This window comes from Aeromonas sp. V90_14, from assembly GCF_029967615.1.
Taxonomy (GTDB): domain Bacteria; phylum Pseudomonadota; class Gammaproteobacteria; order Enterobacterales; family Aeromonadaceae; genus Aeromonas; species Aeromonas hydrophila.
This window is the reverse complement of record NZ_JASCAS010000033.1, coordinates 116087-133880: the sequence shown is the minus strand read 5'-3', so window position 1 is coordinate 133880 and position 17794 is coordinate 116087. Positions and strand designations below refer to the sequence as shown.

Genomic DNA, 17794 nt, shown 5'->3' with positions numbered 1-17794 from the left:
ACATGGCGGGATGTTTTTCTAGTCGGGACAAAAGGATATGTCTGGGTTGAAAAAGGATCTCGAGCTCTGGCAGGGGATGGGGCTGCTCGCCACCTCGCTGCTGGGCACCGGGATCTTCGTGGTACCGGCGACCGCTGCCTCGCTGGCGGGTGGGTCCTCGCTCTGGGCCTGGTTGCTGCTGATTGCGCTGGTGCTGCCGATTGCCTTCACCTTCGCTCGCCTCGGCCGCCGCTATCCCCATGCGGGCGGCGCGCCGCACCTCATCGGCCTCGCCTTTGGCAACGGCGCCGAGCGCTTCTCCGCCTTCCTGTTTCTGGCTGTGTTGCCGGTGGGCTTGCCCGCCGCCCTGATGATCGCCGCCGGCTTCTGGCACGCCCTGTTCGACTTGGGGGAGTGGACCCTGTGGGGCATCCAGCTGCTCACCCTGCTCGGGGTATTTTTGCTGGGGCTGCGCGGGGCGCGCTCCTCCGGCAACCTGCAGTTGCTGATCGCGCTCGCCATTTTGGGGCTCACCCTGCTCATCTGGTTCAAGGGGGATATCAGCTGGCGCGACGCCGCCCGGCCGCTGCCGACGACGGACGAGTGGCCTGCCATGGCCACCGCACTGGCGGTGATGTTCTGGTGTTTCGTCGGGCTCGAGGCCTTCGCCCACATGGGGGAGGAGTTCAAGCGACCGGAGCGGGACTATCCGCTGGCCCTGCTCGGCGGGGTACTGTTGGCGGGGCTCATCTACTGGGTGCACTCGCTGGTGGTGCTCAAATATGGCCTCTACGGCGATGAAGCGACTAACGCCACCGCCATTCCGGCCCTGCTCTCGCTGCTGTTCAACCCCACCGCCAAGTGGCTGGTGGCGGTGCTCGGCTATCTCTCCTGCTTTGCCAGCATCAACATCTACCTGCAGGGGTTTGCCCGGCTGATCTGGAGCATGGCGCGCGAAGGCAAGCTGCCGGTCTCGCTGGCCCGCCTCACCGCCCGTGGCGCGCCGCTGCGGGCCTTGAGTCTGGTGCTCGCCATCTGTCTGGTCTGCATCACCCTGATCATCTGGTTGCGACTGCCGCTTGATGAGCTGATCCGCTATGCCAACGGCAACTTCGTGCTGGTCTACCTGCTCTGCATGGCGGCGGGCTGGCGTCTGCTCGGCGGGGTGGGCAAGGGGCTGGCGGGGGTGAGCGTGCTGCTCTGTGCCCTGGTGCTGGTGGCGCTCGCCTCCCAGGTGCTCTATGCCGTCGTGCTCAGTCTGGGGTACGGCTGCTTCTCCCTGTGGCGGCGCAGACGCCGCCGCTCGGCATCCGATGAGGGGGTCTGCGCTATCAAGTAACCCGAAAAAAAGCCCCGCAGTGCGGGGCTCTTTGTTGCAGGTCACAGGCTGGCGGGCAGGTCGCTGCGCAAGATGGCGTAGTGGCGCAGGGAGATGAAGCCATCCCCCTTGCGTTCGCACTCCCGCGCGGTCCCCTCGTAGTGAAAGCCGGCCCGTTCCAGCAGGCGGGCGGAGGGGAGGTTGGGCTCCTCCACCACCGCCAGCAACCGGTGCAGCTCGCTGGTGCGATAAGTGAGCGGCAGCCACAGCCGCAGCGCCGCGCTCATCACCCCCTTGCCCCAGTGTTCGGGATAGAGCCAGTAGCCCAGCTCGGCCCGCCGGTGAGTCGGGTCGGCATCGTTGTAACCGATGGCGCCGAGCGGTTCGCCCGTGTGCCGGTCACGAATGAGGTGCCAGGCGCCATGGCCGGTGCGGGTCAGCTCGGCATACCAATCCATCTGGGCCTGGCACGCCGTCAGGCTGTCGTAGCTGACGCCGTAATAGGCGACGACCCGCGGATCGGACAGGCCGCGGTAGATGTGGGGCAGATCGGCGTCGCTGACCGGATCCAGCCTGATGTGGGGTTGTTGCGTTGCTGTCATGGTGGCTCCTTGCGGCCAACCGGAGTTGGCCGCGAGTGGTGAGTCAAACAGGGATGGCTGGCAGAGCCGGTTCATGGCTCTGCTCATGATCCGACCAGCCCGAGCTGGTCGGTGAGCCTGGCCAGCTCGTCACGCCACTGCTGCTGCAGACGCGGGGTCTGGTGCCTGGGCTTGCGGGCCAGATCGGCGGCGAGCAGGCCATCGAGTTCATACCAGCGTGCCAGCAGCGCCTCTTCGTCATCCGCCGGGCTGGCCGGGGCCTGTCCCATGGCGGGGGCGGCCAGGTCTGCCTTGTCTGCTGCCGGCGAGGGCGCATCGCCGAGCAGCTCGGCATAGGCCCGCTCGGCGCTGTGAGCCTCCTGGATGTGGCCGTCCTTGATCAGCCAGAAGCGGTTGCAGCTGCGCTCGATCAGCTCCCGGTCGTGGGAGACCAGCAGCACGCCACCCGGGAAGGCGGCAATGGCCTCGGCCAGCTCCTCCTTGCCCGCCAGATCCAGGTGGTTGGTGGGTTCGTCGAGCCAGAGCATGTGGTGGCTGCCGAGCGACAGGGCGAGAAACAGCAGCCGTGCCCGCTCGCCCCCGCTCAAGGTGTGCACCTGCTGGCCGTGGCGGGCATAGGGGAAGCCCGCCCGGATCAGCGCATGACGCCGCGTGGTCTCCGGCAGAGGGGCCAGCGGGTAGAGGGCGTCGCTCAGGGTGGCATCGTCAGCCAGCTGCTGCAGGGACTGATCATAATAGGCGATGCTGGCACCGGGGTGGCAGTACCAGCCTGCCTGCGGGCTCTGCGCGGCCAGTTCGCGCCAGCACTGGCGCAACAGGGAGGACTTGCCGGTGCCGTTGGCGCCGAGCAGGGCGACCTTGTCTCCCGCTCGCAGCCAGAGTCCTTCGGCGTGCAGCAGCGGCGGCAATGCTGGCACGGGCGCCACGTCGAGGGCCTCCAGCCGCAGCAGGGTGTCGGCGGGCAGACTCAGTCCGCGCAGTTCGAGCCGCCAGGGGGCCAGCGCCGCCACCTGGCTCTGCTCCTCCTGCAGGCGGGCGATGCGTTTTTCCATGGACTTGGCCTGGCGCACCAGCTTCTCGTTGTCATGCTCCCGCCCCCAGATGGCGAGGCGTTTGCTGCTGGCGCTCAGGCGGTCTATCTCCTTCTGTTCGTCGGCCCGGCGCAGACGGGCCTGCTCGTCCTCGGCGGCCAGCGCCATCCGCGCTTGGCTGCAGGGCAGGGCGAAGCGGTGCAACTGGCCATCGCGCAGGATCAGGGTCTGCTCGGTGACCCGGTCCAGCAGGCGACCATCGTGGGAGACCAGCACGAAGGCGCCGCGCCAGCCCAGCAGAAACTGCTCGAGCCAGAGCAGGGCGGGCAGATCCAGGTGGTTGCTGGGCTCATCGAGCAGCAGCAGGTTGGGTTGGCGCAGCAGGGCACGGCCTATCTGCAGCCGGCTGTGCTGGCCGCCGCTCAGCGCACTGACCGGCAGCGCGGCCTGGGCCTCCAGTTGCAGCTCGGCCAGCAGCTTGTCCACCTGCCATTCGGCGCTCAGGTCGTTGCCCAGCGCATCCAGCAGCACGGCGCGGGTGCTGAGGGTTGAAAGCCTGGCCGGCAGTTGTTGGGCCACGAACTCGCAGCGGCAGGCGGCCGCCTGCACGACCCGGCCGGCCTGGGGCGTGCGCTCGCCCGCCAGCAGTGCCAGCAGGGTGCTCTTGCCGCAGCCGTTGGCACCGACAAGGCCGAGCCGGTCGCCTGCGCGGATGCCGAGTTCGAGGTGGTCAAATAACGGAAGGTGCCCCGCACTCATCTGCAGGGAATGGGTACTCATCAGGGTTGTCATGCTCTTGCTCTCTTAAATCGCGGGATCAGAAATCCCTGTCATCAGGAGCGCTGGCGACAACGGCAGAGTCGAGAAAGGTCTCGGTATGGAAGGGAGTCGGCTTTGCTCGAACCCGCTATCGCAGCGCGATGGTATGCAGGCAAGAGCACGCGAATGTGCCGAACAGGCGAGCCGAGAACATCGGACACGCTTGGATAACCATTTTTTACCTCCTTGTGTTTCGTTATGGCACGGTGCGGCGATTATAAACGCAGAAAAAATAACCGTCTATCCATGGCGGTGTCCTGCGGGTGAGGCGGGAAGGCGCTTTGTCAGCGGCGGGACAAAAAAACGCCCCGCTGGGCGGGGCGTGGTGATGGGGATGTCAGTCGCGCGGGGTCTTGAGCGCCTGGATCACATCTTCATTGGGGGCCAGTCCCTCCACGTGATTGAAGCTGTCCAGCCCCTCCTGCGGGTTGATGGTGAAGGCGTCGGCGCTCAGGTAGCTGCCGCTGCCGGCACTCTCGACCACGACGATGAGCTCGGGCTGCTTGTCGCCGTTGAGATCCAGCAGCTTGAGCTCCTTGATGCTGCCATCGCGCGGCAGCACCTTGCCGTCGATGAACTGATCCAGCGGGAACTGGGGGTTGGCGCCGGAGTAGAGGCGCACGTCGTAGCTGCCGGTGGAGGCCGGTTCGCCGCGCCCTTCGCTGACGGTCACTACCTGGCCTGAGGGGAGCGTCAGCTGTTTGAAGAACCTGTCCGCCGCCTGGCTGGCGAGGGGCAGGGTGAGCAGGCCGAGTGTCATGAGCAAGGCTTTCATCGGTTTGACCCTTGTTACTGCGGCGGCGGTTGCCCGCCACCTGTGTCACTGTGCGAACAGAACGGGCAATCCCCGCCGGTTCGCGTCATCCGCCCCTCATCGGGGCGGTCATTACCAGATCTTGACCCGTTTGGCCGGGTCCAGATAGAGCTTGTCACCCGGCTGGATCTTGAACGCCTCGTAGAAGGCGGGGATGTTCGGTACCACGCCGTTGACCCGGTATTCCGGCGGCGAGTGGGGATCCGAGGTGAGCAGCATCTGCATCAGCTCGGGGCGATACATGCCTTTCCACACCTGGGCCCAGCCGAGGAAGAAGCGCTGCTCGCCGGTGAAGCCGTCCAGCACTGGGGCCTCCTTGCCATCCAGCGACAGCAGGTAGGCCTTGTGGGCGATGGTGAGGCCGCCCAGATCGCCGATGTTCTCCCCCAGGGTGAACTGGCCGTTGACGTACTGCCCCTTGATGGGCTCGAAGCGGTTGTACTGGGCCACCAGCCGGCTGGTGCGGAAGCGAAACTCCTTGAGATCCTGAGGTGTCCACCAGTCGCGCATCACGCCGTCCCCGTCGGATTTGGCCCCCTGATCATCAAAACCGTGACCCATCTCGTGGCCGATCACCCCGCCGATGGCGCCGTAGTTGACCGCGTCATCCGCCGTCATGTCGAAGAAGGGGGGCTGCAGGATGGCGGCCGGGAAGACGATCTCGTTGTTGCTCGGGTTGTAGTAGGCGTTCACCGTCTGCGGTGACATGTGCCACTCGTCTCTGTCTACCGGCTTGCCGAGGCGTGCCAGGTTGTCGGTGTATTCGAAGGCGCGGGCCCGCTGCAGGTTGCCCACCAGATCGTCGGCACGGATCGCAATGGCGCTGTAATCCTTCCACTTGTCCGGGTAGCCGATCTTGGGGCGGAACTTGGCGAGCTTCTCTTTGGCCTGGACCTTGGTGGCCGGCGACATCCAGTCCAGCTCCTCGATGCTCTGGCCGTAGGCGGCGCGCAGGTTCTCTACCAGCTGCTCCATGCGGGCCTTGGCCTCTGGCGGGAAGTAGCGCTCCACGTAGAGCTTGCCTACCGCCTCGCCCAGGTGATCGTCCAGCACGCCGAGGGCCCGCTCCCAGGGGGCGCGCTGCTTGGGCGTGCCGCTCAGGGTGGTGCCGAAGAAGGCGAAGTTCTGGGCATCGGTCTGGCTGTCGAGGTAGGGGGCATAATCGGTGATGAGATGCCACTTGAGGTAGGCCTGCCAGTCGCCGACCGGGGTCTGCTGCATCACCTCGTTGAGGGCCGCGAGATAGGTGGGCTGGCCGATGATGAGGCTGCTCTGGCCGGCGAGGCCGGCCTGGGTCAGGTAGGCATTCCAGTCGATGGCGGGGGCGAGGCGTTTGAGCTCGCTCTGGGGCCCCTTGTTGTAGTTCTTTTCCCGATCCCGCAGGGTGACGTTGTCCCACTGGATCCGGGCGAGTTTGCTCTCGAGAGCCAGGATGCGTTTGGCCTTGGCCCCCGCATCCGCCTCGCCGAAGCGGCCCAGCATGGTGGCGATGTGCTGCTCGTATTTCTGGCGCAGCGCCTGGCTGGCGGCATCCGTCTTGAGGTAGTAGTCCCGATCCGGCAGACCGAGCCCGGCCTGGTAGAGGTAGACCGCATAGCTGTCCGGCGCCTTGGCGTCGGCATCGACCCAGAAACCGAACGGGGCGCCGCCGCCGTTGCGACCGCTCTGGGCGAAGGCCCGGGCCAGATCCTGCGGCGTGCGGATCTGCTCGATCTCGCTCAGCATCGGCATCAGCGGCGCCGTGCCCTTGGCGTTGCGGGTAGTCTGATCCAGATAGCTCTGGTAAAGGTCGTGGATCTGCTGGGCCGGTGTGCCGGCGGCCTTGCCGTCCAGCCCTTCCACCAGCACCCGCACGTCCGCCAGGGATTTGTCGCGCAGCATGTAGAAGGCGCCGTCGGCGGGCCTGTCGTCCGGGATCTTGGCGGTGGAGAGCCAGTGGCCGTTCACGTAGCGGAAGAAGTCGTCACCGGGTTTGACGCTGGTGTCCATGTTGGCCTGCGCTAGGCCGGAGTGCTTGTCTGCGCCGTCCGGGGCCTGACTGCAGCCGGCCAGCAGGGCCAGCCCGACGAGGGCGGCCAGTATGCTTTTTTTGTTGTTCATTATGTTGGATTCCAATTCGGGTTATGCGGCTTCCTTGCCCACGCAGGGAGCGTCTCACTCTAGCAGTCGGGTTAGCGCTTGATAAGCCCGAGTCTGCTAAGATCGGCCTGGTCGTATTGGGGAAGCCTATGATTTCTCGTATTTATTCTCGTTTTTGTCAGACTCTGCCCGCGCCGGAAGGTTCCCGTGGTCTGCTGGTGGCCTTCAGCGGCGGGCTCGACTCCACCGTGCTGCTGGTGCTGGCGGCCCGCTTTGCCGGCGCCCACGGCCTTGCCCTGCGCGCCCTGCACGTTCATCACGGCTTGAGCCCACATGCCGACGAGTGGGTGGCCCACTGCGAAACGGTGTGTCAGCAACTGGCGGTGCCGCTGCTGGTCGAGCGGGTGCAACTGCAACGAGGCAGTGGCGACAGCCTGGAGGCGCAGGCGCGGGAGGCCCGCTATCTGCGCCTCGCCGCTCAGCTGGGGGAGGGGGAGTGGCTGCTCACCGCCCATCATCAGGACGATCAGCTGGAGACCCTGCTGCTGGCGCTCAAGCGCGGCGCCGGCCTGCGCGGGCTGGCAGGCATGGTGCCGAGCCAGCCTTTTGCCGGTGGCCTGTTGCTGCGCCCCTTGCTCGAGGTGAGTCGGGCCGAGCTGGCCGACGCGGCGGCCAGCCTCCCCTATGGCTGGGTGGAGGATGAGAGCAACCAGGATGTGAGTTATGACCGCAACTTCCTGCGCCAACGGCTCATTCCCCAGCTCAAGGCCCGCTGGCCCGCCATGGCCCAGACCGCAGCGCGCAGCATGGCGCTGTGCGCCGAGCAGGAGGCGCTGCTGGAGGAGCTGGCAGAGGCCGACTGGCGGCTGGCGGCGGCAGGAGAGGCGCTGCAGATCGCGCCGCTGCTGGCTCTGTCAGGTACCCGGCGCAACAACCTGCTGCGTTACTGGATCCGCCGCCAGGGGAGCGAGATGCCCTCCCGCGAGCAGCTCGGTCTGCTCTGGCAGGAGGTGGCGCTGGCACGGGAAGACGCCAATCCCCAGCTCAACTGGGGCGGGCAGAGCTGCCGCCGCTTTCAGGGCCGGCTTCATCTGGTGCGACCCGGGCTGCAGCCTCGCCACGAGCAGCTGACATTGGCCGTGGGGGAGACGCTGATCCTGCCGGACGGGCTGGGGGAGGTGCGGCTGCTGCCGCGAGTGGAAGGGGAGGGGCTGCGGCTGCCAAGGGCGGACGAGCCGCTGTCGGTGCGCTTCGGGGTGGCCGCCGGCAGCATGCTCAAGCCGGTAGGGCGTGGCGGCAGCCGGCGCCTCAAGAAGTTGCTGCAGGAGTACGGGGTTCCCTCCTGGCAGCGCGGCCGCATTCCCATCCTCTATTACGGCGAGCAGGTGGCGGCGGTGGGCGAGCTGTTCCTCTGTGACGGATTCATGACGCAGGGCGCCGGTCTGGCCTGGCACTGGCTGCCGGCGGCGGCCTGTCAGCCTCCTGCCTGATCCTATCCGTTGCAAATGACAAGGCCGGCATATGCCGGCCTTGTCGTCTCCAGCGGCTGGCCGGTTCAGTCCAGCAGGCCGGCCTTGCCCGCCTTCTTGCGGGCATAGAGGTGGGCATCGGCAGCCTCGTACAGGCTGTGCACGTCCACCCCGGACTGCCAGCTGGCGGCTCCCAGGCTGCAGCCGACCGAGAAGGTACTGAGCTCCTTGTGGATCATCAGCATGTGCTGCAGGCGCAGCCAGACCGGGCGCCAGGCCTCGGGTTCGGCGGGTTGCAGCAGCAGGGCGAACTCGTCGCCGCCGAGGCGAAACGCCTGATCCGTGCTGCGGATGCAGTGAGTCAGCAGCTGGGCGAAGCGGCTCAGCACCAGATCGCCGACCGGGTGGCCCCAGGTGTCGTTGATCTGCTTGAAGTTGTCGAGATCCAGCAACACCAGTACCAGGCCGTGGGATTCCCGGCTGTGCTGCTCCACCGCCCGGCCGATGGCTTCGTCGAAGTAGGAGCGGTTGCCGAGCCCGGTCAGGTGATCGAGCCTGACCTGCAGCTCCAGCTGTGACAGGCGCAGATAGAGAGGCAGGGGCAGGCAGAGCAGCTGGTGATACTGCTGCAGGATCCGCTGCTGGCTGCCGCTCAGGGCATGTTCCAGGGTGTAGTGCAACTGGCCGACCAGCTGGCCATGCTGGCCGCGCAGCTCGAACGGGTAGCTGTGCAGGGTCAGGCTGGCCTGGGGCGGATGCTGGATCAGGGTGTGAGACTGGCCGCAGTCGAAGTGCAGGCTGTGGATCCGGACAATTCTTGCCGCACGATCGGCAAAGGTTGCCAGCAGGCTGCCAAGGTCCATCTGCACCAACAACAACTCGAGCAACTGGTTGCGATCCTGACTGGCCAGCGGCGTGAGCCGCTCCATCTGGCGAACCCACTGCTCGATGCCATGTCCCAGACCATTCAATGATGATGTGTTTTCCACGGTACAGCCCTCAAACAACCTACTTCCTGACTCTTACCTGCAATCCTTGTGCCCAAAATATGTTCGATGCGAACAAGAGTGGCTGGCTAGGCTTAAGTAGATAAAAAGGGAGGAAATATTGTACGTAGATGTGTTGATCCTGCTGCTTGCCGCCGTCTTGTTGGTGGCGATTTTCCGGCGCCTCGGCCAGCCGGTGATCCTCGCTTACCTGCTTGCCGGGGTACTGCTCGGCCCCTATGGCGTCGCCGTGATCACCGGCCAGGCGATCATGCAGACTATCGCCGAGCTTGGCATCGTCTTTCTAATGTTTTCGCTCGGCCTCGAATTCTCGCTGCCCCGCCTCATCGCCATGCGCCGGCTGGTGATCGGGGTGGGCGGTCTGCAGGTGCTGCTCACGTCATTGCTGTTTTTCGCCATCGCCTGGTGGTGGGGCCTGAGCCTGCCCCAGGCGCTGGTGGTGTCGGGCACCCTGGCGCTCTCCTCCACCGCCGTGGTGATCAAGCAGCTGGGGGAGCAGAAGCAGCTGCACACCCGCCGCGCCCAGCTAGGGGTGAGCGTGCTGCTGTTTCAGGATCTGGCGGTGGTGCCGCTGCTGGTGATGATCCCCATCCTGGCCAGGCCCGAGATCCAGGGCAGCGCCCTGCTGGCGGAGATCGCCTGGGCCACCCTCAAGGGGCTGTTTGCCCTGCTGAGCCTGCTGGCGGTGGGCAAGTGGCTGCTGCCGCTGCTGTTTCACGAGGTGGCGCGGGCCCGCTCCGACGAGCTGTTCGTGCTGAGCGCCCTGCTGGTGGCGCTGCTGGCGGCCTCGCTGACCCAGTGGATGGGGCTCTCCATGGCGCTGGGGGCCTTTCTGGCGGGCATGATGCTGGGGGAGTCCCACTATCGCCATCAACTGGAGGTGGACATCCGGCCGTTTCGGGACGTGCTGATGGGGCTCTTCTTCATCACCATCGGCATGACCATGGACTGGCAGCGGGTGGCACAGGACTGGTGGCTGGTGGCCACCAGCGTGCTCTGCCTGATCCTGTTCAAGTCCCTGCTGGTGCTGCTGGCCGGCCGGCTGATGGGGGAGCGCAAGCGCGATGCCATGGCGGCGGGGATCATGCTGAGTCAGGTGGGGGAGTTCGGCTTCGTGCTGCTGGCGCTGGCCAACCACCACGGTCTGCTCGACCATCGGCTGGTCTCCCTGCTCATCGGCATCGGCGTCACCTCCATCGCCATGACGCCCTGGCTGGTGCTGCAGGCCCATCATCTGGCCCGCTCCCTCACCGATCCGGCCCTGCTCACTCGCTCCGAGGTGGCCCAGTCGGGCCTGAGCAAGAGCCAGCACGTGATCATCGCGGGCTTTGGTCGGGCCGGCCAGACCTGTGCCCGCTTTCTCAAGCAGGAGGAGATCCCCTTCCTGGCGCTGGATCTCGACCCGGAGCGGGTGAGCGAGGCCAAGTCGGCGGGGGAGCAGGTGGCGTTTGGTGATGCCAGCCGCCGCGACATCCTGCTGGCCGCCGGCCTGCTGCGGGCCCGGCTGGTGATCATCACCTTTGACGATCACAAGCGGGTCGAGGCCATGCTGGCGTTGATCAGGGAGCTGGCGGGGGAGGTGAAGGTGCTGGTGCGCACCCGGGATGACAGTTTTCTGGAGGCGTTCAAGCGGGCGGGCGCCTTTGAGGTGATCCCCGAATCCCAGGAGGGGGCCCTGATGCTGGTCTCCCACCTGCTGCTCAACTGCGACATCCCCATCGGCCGGGTGATCCGGCGCATGGAGCACGAGCGCAGCAGCCAGTACCGCTTTCTGCACGGTTTCTACTGGGGGGATCAAAGTGCCGGCAATCTGGAGACGGATCAGCTGCTCGAGCGGCTGCACCCCGTGCTGCTGCACGAGCAGGCCTGGGCGGTGGGGCGCAGCGTGCAGGCCCTGGCGCTGGAAACGGTGCGGATCAAGGAGGTACAGCGCGGCGAGCTGCGGCTGGAGCCCAAGCCTGAGCTGGTGCTGGCGGCAGGGGATCGGCTGGTGCTGTTCGGCAATGGGGTGGCGGTGGAGCAGGCGGAGCAGCGCCTGCTGGAGGGGCGTTAGCCCTCCCTTAAATGTGTATTCATCCATGCCACAGGTGGGTGAGCCGCTTGCTGGTGGGCGTGCCGGCTCACCCTAAAGAGGCCATTTCAGGCTTCGACCGGTACCATCTCCTCTATCCCCAGAAACGCTTCTACCCGCCGGCGCTCGTTCAGGGTATCCAGGTAGCCCAGCTTGATCAGTTGCTGGCAGTAGCCGGGATAGAACATCAGGAAACTGGCCAGGCTGCTGGTCTCGTCCCCCGTCACCCCCAGTACCCGCAGCAGGCGGCGCAGGTGCACCGGCAGTTTGCGCAGATAGGCCAGTGCCAGCAGGTCGAGATCCTGGCTCGGCTTGAGCACGCAGGTCTCCACCCGTTTGAGCTTCAACCGGTTGCGCTCCCGCTCCGGGATGAGATCCAGGGTCTGGTTGATGCGCCACAACCGCTCCAGATCCGAGTTGAGGGTGTCGGTGAAGACGGTGTCCAGCAGGTGGCTGGCGATGTTGGAGCTGGTCAAATGGCCATGGTGGAAGGTGGGGGCCGTGTGCGCCGGCGGATCCAGGGTGATCAGCAGGATCCGCTCCGCCCCCAGGTGGATGGCGGGGCTGAGCGGGCTCAACTGATGGATGGAGCCGTCGCCGTAGAACTTGTCACCGATGTGGGTGGCCGGGAAGACGAACGGCAGCGCCGAGGAGGCGAGCAGGTGATCCGAGGTGAGCAGGGTGCGCAGCCCGCGCCGTCTGGCCCGCTCCCACGGCAGGTGCTCCGCCCGCCCCTGAAAGAAGGTGGTGGAGAGGCCGTCGTCGTAGTCGGAGGCGGTGATGGCCAGCGCCTCCAGGCTGCCATAAAGGATGTTGTCATCGATACGGTGATAGTCGATGAGCTGATCCAGCAGGCGGCGCAGCGGCGCGTTGTCGAACAGGTGAAAGGCGTGGTTGGTGTGGGGATTGATGAGCCCCGCCGAGCCCTCGTACATCAGTCGCCACAACAGGCGCCCCGGGTGAAAGTCGAAGATGTGGTGGGTCTCGAAGCGGCGCCAGACCCACTCCAGCTTGCGCACTCCCAGATGGAAGCAGGAGGCGTAGCAGGCCAGCGCGGTGACATTGATGGCGCCGGCCGAGGTGCCGCACAGGATGGGAAACGGAATGCCGAGATTGCGGGGATAGAACTCGGCGATCGCCTTGAGGGCGCCGACCTGATAGGCGGCGCGGGCACCACCACCGGTCAACAGAAGAGCTGTGTTGGGTTTGGCCATGATACTGCGCCTTATGCATGCCACTGGGGGTGTTGCCACCGAGCAATTTAACTATAAGACGCTGTATCAAATATAAAAACAGGCCTGCCAACCATTTTTTGCAGGCCCTTTTTGAGGCTGTTCAGTTGGCGCGGCGGGCGGCGCTCAGCTGATCGAACGCGGCGAATGCGGGGGCACTGGCGAGGATGCGGCCGTGGCCGAGGCCGCGGGTGCTCACCAGCCGGGTGCGACCATCCTGGGTGGCGCGCAGGGAGTCGCCGTGCGGGGCGAAGCGATCCTCCTCGTCGTGCACTATGATGGCGGGTCCGCTGCGACCGGCGAGCCGCCCCAGCGGGTCGACCGTGCTCAAGGGGTGCTGGTACTCCTGCTCAATCTCCTTGACCACCGCATCGAACAGCCGGATGGAGTAGCCGGAGCGCGCCACCATGCCGTAGAGCTGGGGCACGTAGTCGAGCACCGGCGAGATGAGCAGCAGCGGCAGGGTATCCAGCTCGCGCCGGCGGCTGGAGAGGGTGACGGCGCCCCCCATGCTGTGGGCGATGACGCCCTGCAGCGAACCGTATTCCGCCGTCATCTTCTCCACCAGTTCGTCGAAGGCGCGCACGAAGCGGGGCAGGTGGCCGGTATGGCCGGCGCTGTGGCCGTGCGCCGGGTGATCGTAGGCAATGGCCGTGAAGCCCTGGGCGGCGATGTGGCTCATCAGCGGGTAGAACTGGCCGGCGCTGCCTGACCAGCCGTGCATCAGCAGCCAGACCGGCCCCTGGCCGAGCCGGTAGCTCATCAGGGTGCCTTCACTGGTGTGCACGGCCTGTTTGACCAGTCCGGTCGGTGCCGTGTCATCCCGCTGGTTGCGCTGGGGGGTGAGCAGCAGCTTGCTGGCGGTGCGCTTGGCATGAGCGGGGGCCAGGGTGTGATGCAAGTGGGTGCCAAGGCCAAGCAGCCATTTGCTCGGGCTGAAGCGGCGGGTGTTGAAGTAGATCTTGCTGCTCATGGTCATCCTGTGGTTTTTATGTGCGAACGGTCGTGCTTTTTTGTCGGTTTTAAAAAAGAGAGGTCAATCCATCAGCGCCAGCCATCCAGCAGCAACTCCACTTCAGGCCAGAAGTGGCGGGCCGGATCCTGACACAGATCGAGGGCATTGAACACCTGATCCGCCAGATAGAGGCCATAGAGGCGATAGACGGCGCGCCAGGGATCCATGTCGCTGCGCCACTCGCCCTCGCTCTGTCCCTGCACCACCTGACGGGCCAGGTAGTCGAGCCAGAAGCGCACCAGCTGGCGGGCGGCCTGCTGCACCTCACCTTCCTGGGCCGAGGTCCAGGCGTCGAGGAACATGCAGCGGCCGGCAAAGCACTGGTTCCAGGCCAGCCAGGCCTGCAGCAGGGCCGTCAGCTTCGCTCGCTGGCTGCCGTGCTGCTGCTGGCGCACCGGCTGGATCACTCGCTCCCGGAACACCTCGGCGGCGTACTCCAGCACGGCGATCTGCAGGTTGTCGCGGGACTGGAAGTGGGCAAACAGGCCGCTTTTCGACATCTCGCAGGCGCTGGCAAGGGAGCCGATGGTGAGGCTCTCCAGCCCCTGCTGGCTCGCCTGCTCGAACGCAGTATGCAAAATGTTGTCACGGGTCAGCCGGCCCTTGCTCATCGCACTCTCCTTCATTGACCGGGGCAGCATAAAGTACGACCGTGCTATTTGTCGAGCGACAGATGATGTGCAGACCTGCTGGGAGGGCTCAGCTCTCCTTGATATCCATCTGCTGCAGGGCGATGACCGCCTGGGTGCGGTTCTTGACGCCCAGTTTGCGGAAAATGGCAGTGATGTGGGCCTTGATGGTGGCCTCGGAGACCTTGAGCTCCCAGGCGATCTGCTTGTTGAGGCTGCCGTCGCGCAGCATCACCAGCACCTTGTACTGCTGGGGGGTGAGGCTGGCCAGCTTGCTGGCAAAATCGGCGCCCTCACAGGGCGCGGGGTGGAGCGAGATGCCGGCCGGCACCCAGTTGTCACCCCCGATCACCGTATTGAGGGCGTTGACCAGCTCCTTCATCGGCGCCGATTTGGGGATGAAGCCGAGCGCGCCAAGCCGCAGCACCTGCTGGATGATGGCAGGCTCTTCAGAAGCCGACACCACCACGATGGGCAGGTCGGGGTATTGGCCGCGCAGGTGGGCGAGGCCGGAGAAGCCGTTGGCCCCCGGCATCTTGAGATCGAGCAGCAGCAGGTCGACTTCCGGGTGCTCACCCAGCAGGTGGGCTAGGCTGTCGATGGAGTCCGCTTCCAGCAGTTGGGCATCGTCGATGGCCATGTGCACCGCTTGATAGAGGGCGCCCCGAAACAGGGGGTGGTCATCTGCGATGACGATGGTAAATTGGCTGTCCATTGCTCACATTGTTGCTAACTGATTGTTTTGGAAAATCAAACTAGCACCGCTCCCGGAGAGGGTCAAACCTGCCGGCGCGCAAATGTGAAGCGACCGTCGGATGTCGTGCCATTGGGGCAGATGGGATGGTCATGAACAACCCATGCAGGAGGCAATAGATGGGATCTCTGGTATTGACGGTGGGCACCGGCTCCACCTGGGCGATGCGGGCGGCGCTGGTGCTGGCCATGAGCGGGCTGGAGTGGCAGGAGCAGGTGTTCGACCTGGAGGATGCCAAGGAGCTGCAGCGGCTCAAGCGGCTGGCCCCCGCCGGCCTGGTGCCCTGGCTCGATCACGACGGCGTGCGGATACACGACTCGCTGGCCATCGCCGAGTACCTGCACGAGCTCTGCCCCGCGCGCCGGCTCTATCCCGAAGCGCGAGCCGAGCGGGCGCTGGCCCGCAGTCTCTGCGCCGAGCTGCACGCCGGTTTTCGCCAAATTCGCACCCTGCTGCCCTTCTTCCTCGGCGCTCCCACCCGCAGCGAACCGCCGGTGGAAGCCATCGGCGAGCTGGCCCGGTTGCAGACCATCTGGTCCCAGGCGCGGGGCCCCTTCTATTTTGGCGAGGCGGGGATCCTCGATGCCTTCTATGCGGTGATGGCCTACCGGCTGGCGAGCTACGGCATCCAGTTGCCGGGGCAGGCGGGCGCCTATCAGCAAGCGCTGCTGGCCTGGTCGCTGTGGCAGCAGACCCTGGTCAAGGCGCGTTTGCAGTGGCCGGCGGCCGCTCATCAGCCGCAGTGAACCTGCGGGCGAAACAGCCTGTTTGAACGGCTGGTGTAAACAGAGAGGGGAGCCACTGGCTCCCCTCTCTGTTTGGGTTTGATTCCTTAAGCTGGATTACGGCTGGCGGCCGGCGAACACCACCACCACCTTGTCATCCCCCTTCTCCCGCACGAAGGAATAGGGGTTGTCGGCCAGTTTCTTGTGGCTGCCCGCCGCCACGGCCGGGTGGGCGGCGCGGAACTGGCCGAGCCGCTGCCAGTGCTTGACCAGCTCGGCCTTCTCGCCGCCGGCCAGCTCCTGCCAGTTCATGTCCGAGCGCAGTGCCTGATCGAACACGCCGCCATCCTTGGCGAGCCCGCGGCCGGACTCATCGCCGTAGTAGATCTGGATGCCGCCCGGCAGCAGCATGAAGCTGCTGGCGACCCGGCGCTGCAACGGCACGTCCTGATAGTCGCCGAAGAACAGCTTGGTGTCGTGGGAGCTGATGTAGCTCAGCACGTTGAACTCGGGATCCTGATTGATGCGGCTGGCGTAGCCGGCATAGGTGGGCTCGGCGCTGGCCAGACACTGGGCCTGGGGCAGGGCGAACTCGCGCTGATAGTCGAAGTTGATCAGCGAATCGAAGCCGTTCTGGTACCAGAAATCCTTGGCCACCCCGTGATCCCACACCTCGCCCACCATGTAGAAGGGCAGATCGTCGAGCTTCTTGGCCGGGTTGGCGGCTTTCCACTCCTTGAGGGCTGCGGTGCCAGCCTGCTTGAGGCGGGCCCACACCTCGGGCTCCAGGTGTTTGACCGTGTCGGCTCTGAAGCCGTCGATGCCGAAGCGGCGCACCCAGTCGGTGTGCCAGGCAATCAGATAGTCGCTCACGGTGGCGTTGGGCAGTGGCTTGGCCCTGGTGTCCTGTTTGGCCGTCAGCAGCGGCGGCAGCCCCACCGGCTTGGTGGATTCGGTGAGGAAGTCCGGCAGCCCCGCCACCGAGCCGGTGACGTCGTCGGTGCCGGGCTGCGGGTAGCCGGGCAGGCCGGCTCGCACCCAGTCACCGCTCCACCACTGGCCCCACTTCGGCGACTGGTAGTCGATGAACTGGTTGTAGCCATGCCAGTTGAGGCCGCCGCTCGGGCGCCACTGGTTCCAGCGGGCCGGCAGTTTGCCGGTGTTCTGGGTGAGATCGGTGAGCCCCAGATCTTGCAGGTCGGCGAGGGTGGCGTAGCCGGCGTGGTTCATCACCACGTCGAGGATGATGCGCATGCCGCGCTTGTGGGCCTCGTCCACCAGGGTTTTCAGGCTCTCCTCGTCGCCGTAGTTGGGATCTATCTTGGTGAAGTCGAGCGCCCAGTAGCCGTGGTAGGCGTAGAAGGGGAAGTTGCCCTGCTCGCCACCGCCGATGAAACCGTGCACCTGCTCCACCATGGGGGTGATCCAGATGGCGTTGATGCCAAGCTGCTTGATGTAGTCGAGCTTGGCGGTCAGCCCCTTGAAGTCGCCACCGTGCCAGGTGGCCACTTCATCCTGACCGTCCTTTTGGCGCCCGAAGCTGTGGTCGTTGGCGGGATCGCCGTTGTTGAAGCGGTCGGTCAGCAGGAAATAGACGCTCGCCTGATCCCAGCTGAAGGGGGCTGCCGTGGCCGCCTTGACCGGCTCGAGCAGCAGCAGGCCGCCGCTCTCTTTACTCGGCGTCAGGGTCAGCTTGCCGCCCTTGACCACCCCTTGCTGGCCGGAGTAGGCGTCTCGCAGCTGGGTACCGTCGGGCCAGACTCCTTTCAGGGATACCGTGACCGGACCGCCATCCCAGCTGATGCAGGGTTCTGCTGGCGGCTGGCGTTTGAACTCGCTCTTCTTGGTGGCTCGCAGCACCTTGAGGCTGGGGGTATCCGGGTTGAAGGTGAACTGATAATCCCCCGCCAGCATCACCCGCAGGTTGAAGTGCTGCCCCTTGCTGCACTTGTCCATGGGCTGGGCGGTGCCGAAGGGGAGCGGTTTGGCCTCGCTCGGGCCGAAGCTGGTGCCGCAGCTGTTGCCTGCGTCGCTGATGCGGATCTGGTGGCTCCCCTTGGTGAGCGGATGGGTCAGCTGCACCGCCCCCTTGTCCAGCGCCAGCGGCGCGCCGACCGGCTGGTCATCCACGTAGAGGCGCACCTCGGCGGCCATGGCCTGGTGGAGGAAGAGGGGGCTGGCCAGCAGGGCGAGCCAGAGGGAAGAAACCGAGGGAGTGCGACGCATAAGCCATTCCTTGCTGGGGTTAAG

The 17794-nt window shown here is 65.7% G+C and carries 14 protein-coding genes; 4 read left to right on the top strand and 10 right to left on the bottom strand.

Annotation, left to right across the window (positions count from 1 at the left end; genetic code table 11):
- The first annotated feature begins 37 nt into the window (after positions 1-37).
- A complete protein-coding gene (gene yjeH, locus QLG02_RS12880) occupies positions 38-1318 on the top strand; it encodes an L-methionine/branched-chain amino acid transporter (RefSeq protein ID WP_282465342.1) in 1281 nt (426 codons plus the stop codon).
- 41 nt (positions 1319-1359) lie between these two features.
- Here yjeH and QLG02_RS12875 read toward each other — a convergent pair whose 3' ends face one another.
- From QLG02_RS12875 to QLG02_RS12860, 4 genes are all read right to left on the bottom strand, one after another.
- Positions 1360-1899 (bottom strand): GNAT family N-acetyltransferase, encoded by a 540-nt coding sequence (locus tag QLG02_RS12875; protein WP_282465341.1) that lies wholly within the window; start codon positions 1897-1899, stop codon positions 1360-1362.
- Between the two features lie 83 nt (positions 1900-1982).
- On the bottom strand, positions 1983-3722 hold the full coding sequence (locus QLG02_RS12870; protein ID WP_282465340.1) for an ABC-F family ATP-binding cassette domain-containing protein: 1740 nt from the start codon (positions 3720-3722) through the stop codon (positions 1983-1985).
- A 364-nt stretch (positions 3723-4086) separates the two neighbouring features.
- Entirely contained in the window at positions 4087-4524 is a 438-nt protein-coding gene (locus QLG02_RS12865) for a PliI family lysozyme inhibitor of I-type lysozyme (protein ID WP_282465339.1), read from the bottom strand.
- A gap of 111 nt (positions 4525-4635) precedes the next feature.
- Positions 4636-6663: a M13 family metallopeptidase gene (locus tag QLG02_RS12860; RefSeq protein ID WP_282465338.1), complete on the bottom strand. Its 2028-nt coding sequence runs from the start codon at positions 6661-6663 to the stop codon at positions 4636-4638.
- A gap of 128 nt (positions 6664-6791) precedes the next feature.
- On the opposite strand from QLG02_RS12860, the gene tilS reads away from it, so the two are divergent.
- Positions 6792-8132 carry a tRNA lysidine(34) synthetase TilS gene (gene tilS / locus QLG02_RS12855; protein ID WP_257684663.1) on the top strand — a complete coding sequence of 447 codons (1341 nt, stop codon included), beginning with the start codon at positions 6792-6794 and terminating at the stop codon, positions 8130-8132.
- Between the two features lie 65 nt (positions 8133-8197).
- On the opposite strand, the gene QLG02_RS12850 is transcribed toward tilS, so the two are convergent.
- Entirely contained in the window at positions 8198-9118 is a 921-nt protein-coding gene (locus QLG02_RS12850) for a GGDEF domain-containing protein (protein ID WP_282465337.1), read from the bottom strand.
- Positions 9119-9218: 100 nt separating this feature from the next.
- On the opposite strand from QLG02_RS12850, the gene QLG02_RS12845 reads away from it, so the two are divergent.
- Positions 9219-11171 (top strand): monovalent cation:proton antiporter family protein, encoded by a 1953-nt coding sequence (locus tag QLG02_RS12845; protein ID WP_282465336.1) that lies wholly within the window; start codon positions 9219-9221, stop codon positions 11169-11171.
- A gap of 86 nt (positions 11172-11257) precedes the next feature.
- Here the strand turns inward: QLG02_RS12845 and QLG02_RS12840 are convergent, their stop codons facing one another.
- From QLG02_RS12840 to QLG02_RS12825, 4 genes are all read right to left on the bottom strand, one after another.
- Positions 11258-12403 carry a patatin-like phospholipase family protein gene (locus QLG02_RS12840; protein ID WP_024946021.1) on the bottom strand — a complete coding sequence of 382 codons (1146 nt, stop codon included), beginning with the start codon at positions 12401-12403 and terminating at the stop codon, positions 11258-11260.
- A gap of 121 nt (positions 12404-12524) precedes the next feature.
- The gene (locus QLG02_RS12835) at positions 12525-13394 is read right to left on the bottom strand and encodes an alpha/beta fold hydrolase (RefSeq protein ID WP_199796216.1); all 870 of its coding nucleotides are present in this window, start codon (positions 13392-13394) and stop codon (positions 12525-12527) included.
- A gap of 71 nt (positions 13395-13465) precedes the next feature.
- The gene (locus QLG02_RS12830) at positions 13466-14047 is read right to left on the bottom strand and encodes a TetR/AcrR family transcriptional regulator (protein WP_106552000.1); all 582 of its coding nucleotides are present in this window, start codon (positions 14045-14047) and stop codon (positions 13466-13468) included.
- Positions 14048-14135: 88 nt separating this feature from the next.
- Positions 14136-14780 (bottom strand): response regulator transcription factor, encoded by a 645-nt coding sequence (locus QLG02_RS12825; protein ID WP_106552001.1) that lies wholly within the window; start codon positions 14778-14780, stop codon positions 14136-14138.
- Positions 14781-14938: 158 nt separating this feature from the next.
- Between QLG02_RS12825 and QLG02_RS12820 the strand changes: the two genes are divergently transcribed.
- The gene (locus QLG02_RS12820; RefSeq protein WP_106552002.1) at positions 14939-15565 is read left to right on the top strand and encodes a glutathione S-transferase N-terminal domain-containing protein; all 627 of its coding nucleotides are present in this window, start codon (positions 14939-14941) and stop codon (positions 15563-15565) included.
- A 96-nt stretch (positions 15566-15661) separates the two neighbouring features.
- On the opposite strand, the gene QLG02_RS12815 is transcribed toward QLG02_RS12820, so the two are convergent.
- Positions 15662-17770 carry an alpha-amylase gene (locus QLG02_RS12815; RefSeq protein ID WP_282465335.1) on the bottom strand — a complete coding sequence of 703 codons (2109 nt, stop codon included), beginning with the start codon at positions 17768-17770 and terminating at the stop codon, positions 15662-15664.
- Positions 17771-17794: the final 24 nt, after the last annotated feature.

Bases quoted from the DNA above. Each gene is read 5' to 3' on its own strand.
- QLG02_RS12815 (WP_282465335.1), bottom strand. From the start codon at position 17,770: ATGCGTCGCACTCCCTCGGTTTCTTCCCTCTGGCTCGCCCTGCTGGCC.
- tilS (WP_257684663.1), top strand. From the start codon at position 6,792: ATGATTTCTCGTATTTATTCTCGTTTTTGTCAGACTCTGCCCGCGCCG.
- QLG02_RS12830 (WP_106552000.1), bottom strand. From the start codon at position 14,047: ATGAGCAAGGGCCGGCTGACCCGTGACAACATTTTGCATACTGCGTTC.
- QLG02_RS12825 (WP_106552001.1), bottom strand. From the start codon at position 14,780: ATGGACAGCCAATTTACCATCGTCATCGCAGATGACCACCCCCTGTTT.
- QLG02_RS12835 (WP_199796216.1), bottom strand. From the start codon at position 13,394: ATGAGCAGCAAGATCTACTTCAACACCCGCCGCTTCAGCCCGAGCAAA.
- QLG02_RS12865 (WP_282465339.1), bottom strand. From the start codon at position 4,524: ATGAAAGCCTTGCTCATGACACTCGGCCTGCTCACCCTGCCCCTCGCC.
- yjeH (WP_282465342.1), top strand. From the start codon at position 38: ATGTCTGGGTTGAAAAAGGATCTCGAGCTCTGGCAGGGGATGGGGCTG.
- QLG02_RS12870 (WP_282465340.1), bottom strand. From the start codon at position 3,722: ATGACAACCCTGATGAGTACCCATTCCCTGCAGATGAGTGCGGGGCAC.
- QLG02_RS12860 (WP_282465338.1), bottom strand. From the start codon at position 6,663: ATGAACAACAAAAAAAGCATACTGGCCGCCCTCGTCGGGCTGGCCCTG.
- QLG02_RS12840 (WP_024946021.1), bottom strand. From the start codon at position 12,403: ATGGCCAAACCCAACACAGCTCTTCTGTTGACCGGTGGTGGTGCCCGC.
- QLG02_RS12875 (WP_282465341.1), bottom strand. From the start codon at position 1,899: ATGACAGCAACGCAACAACCCCACATCAGGCTGGATCCGGTCAGCGAC.
- QLG02_RS12820 (WP_106552002.1), top strand. From the start codon at position 14,939: ATGGGATCTCTGGTATTGACGGTGGGCACCGGCTCCACCTGGGCGATG.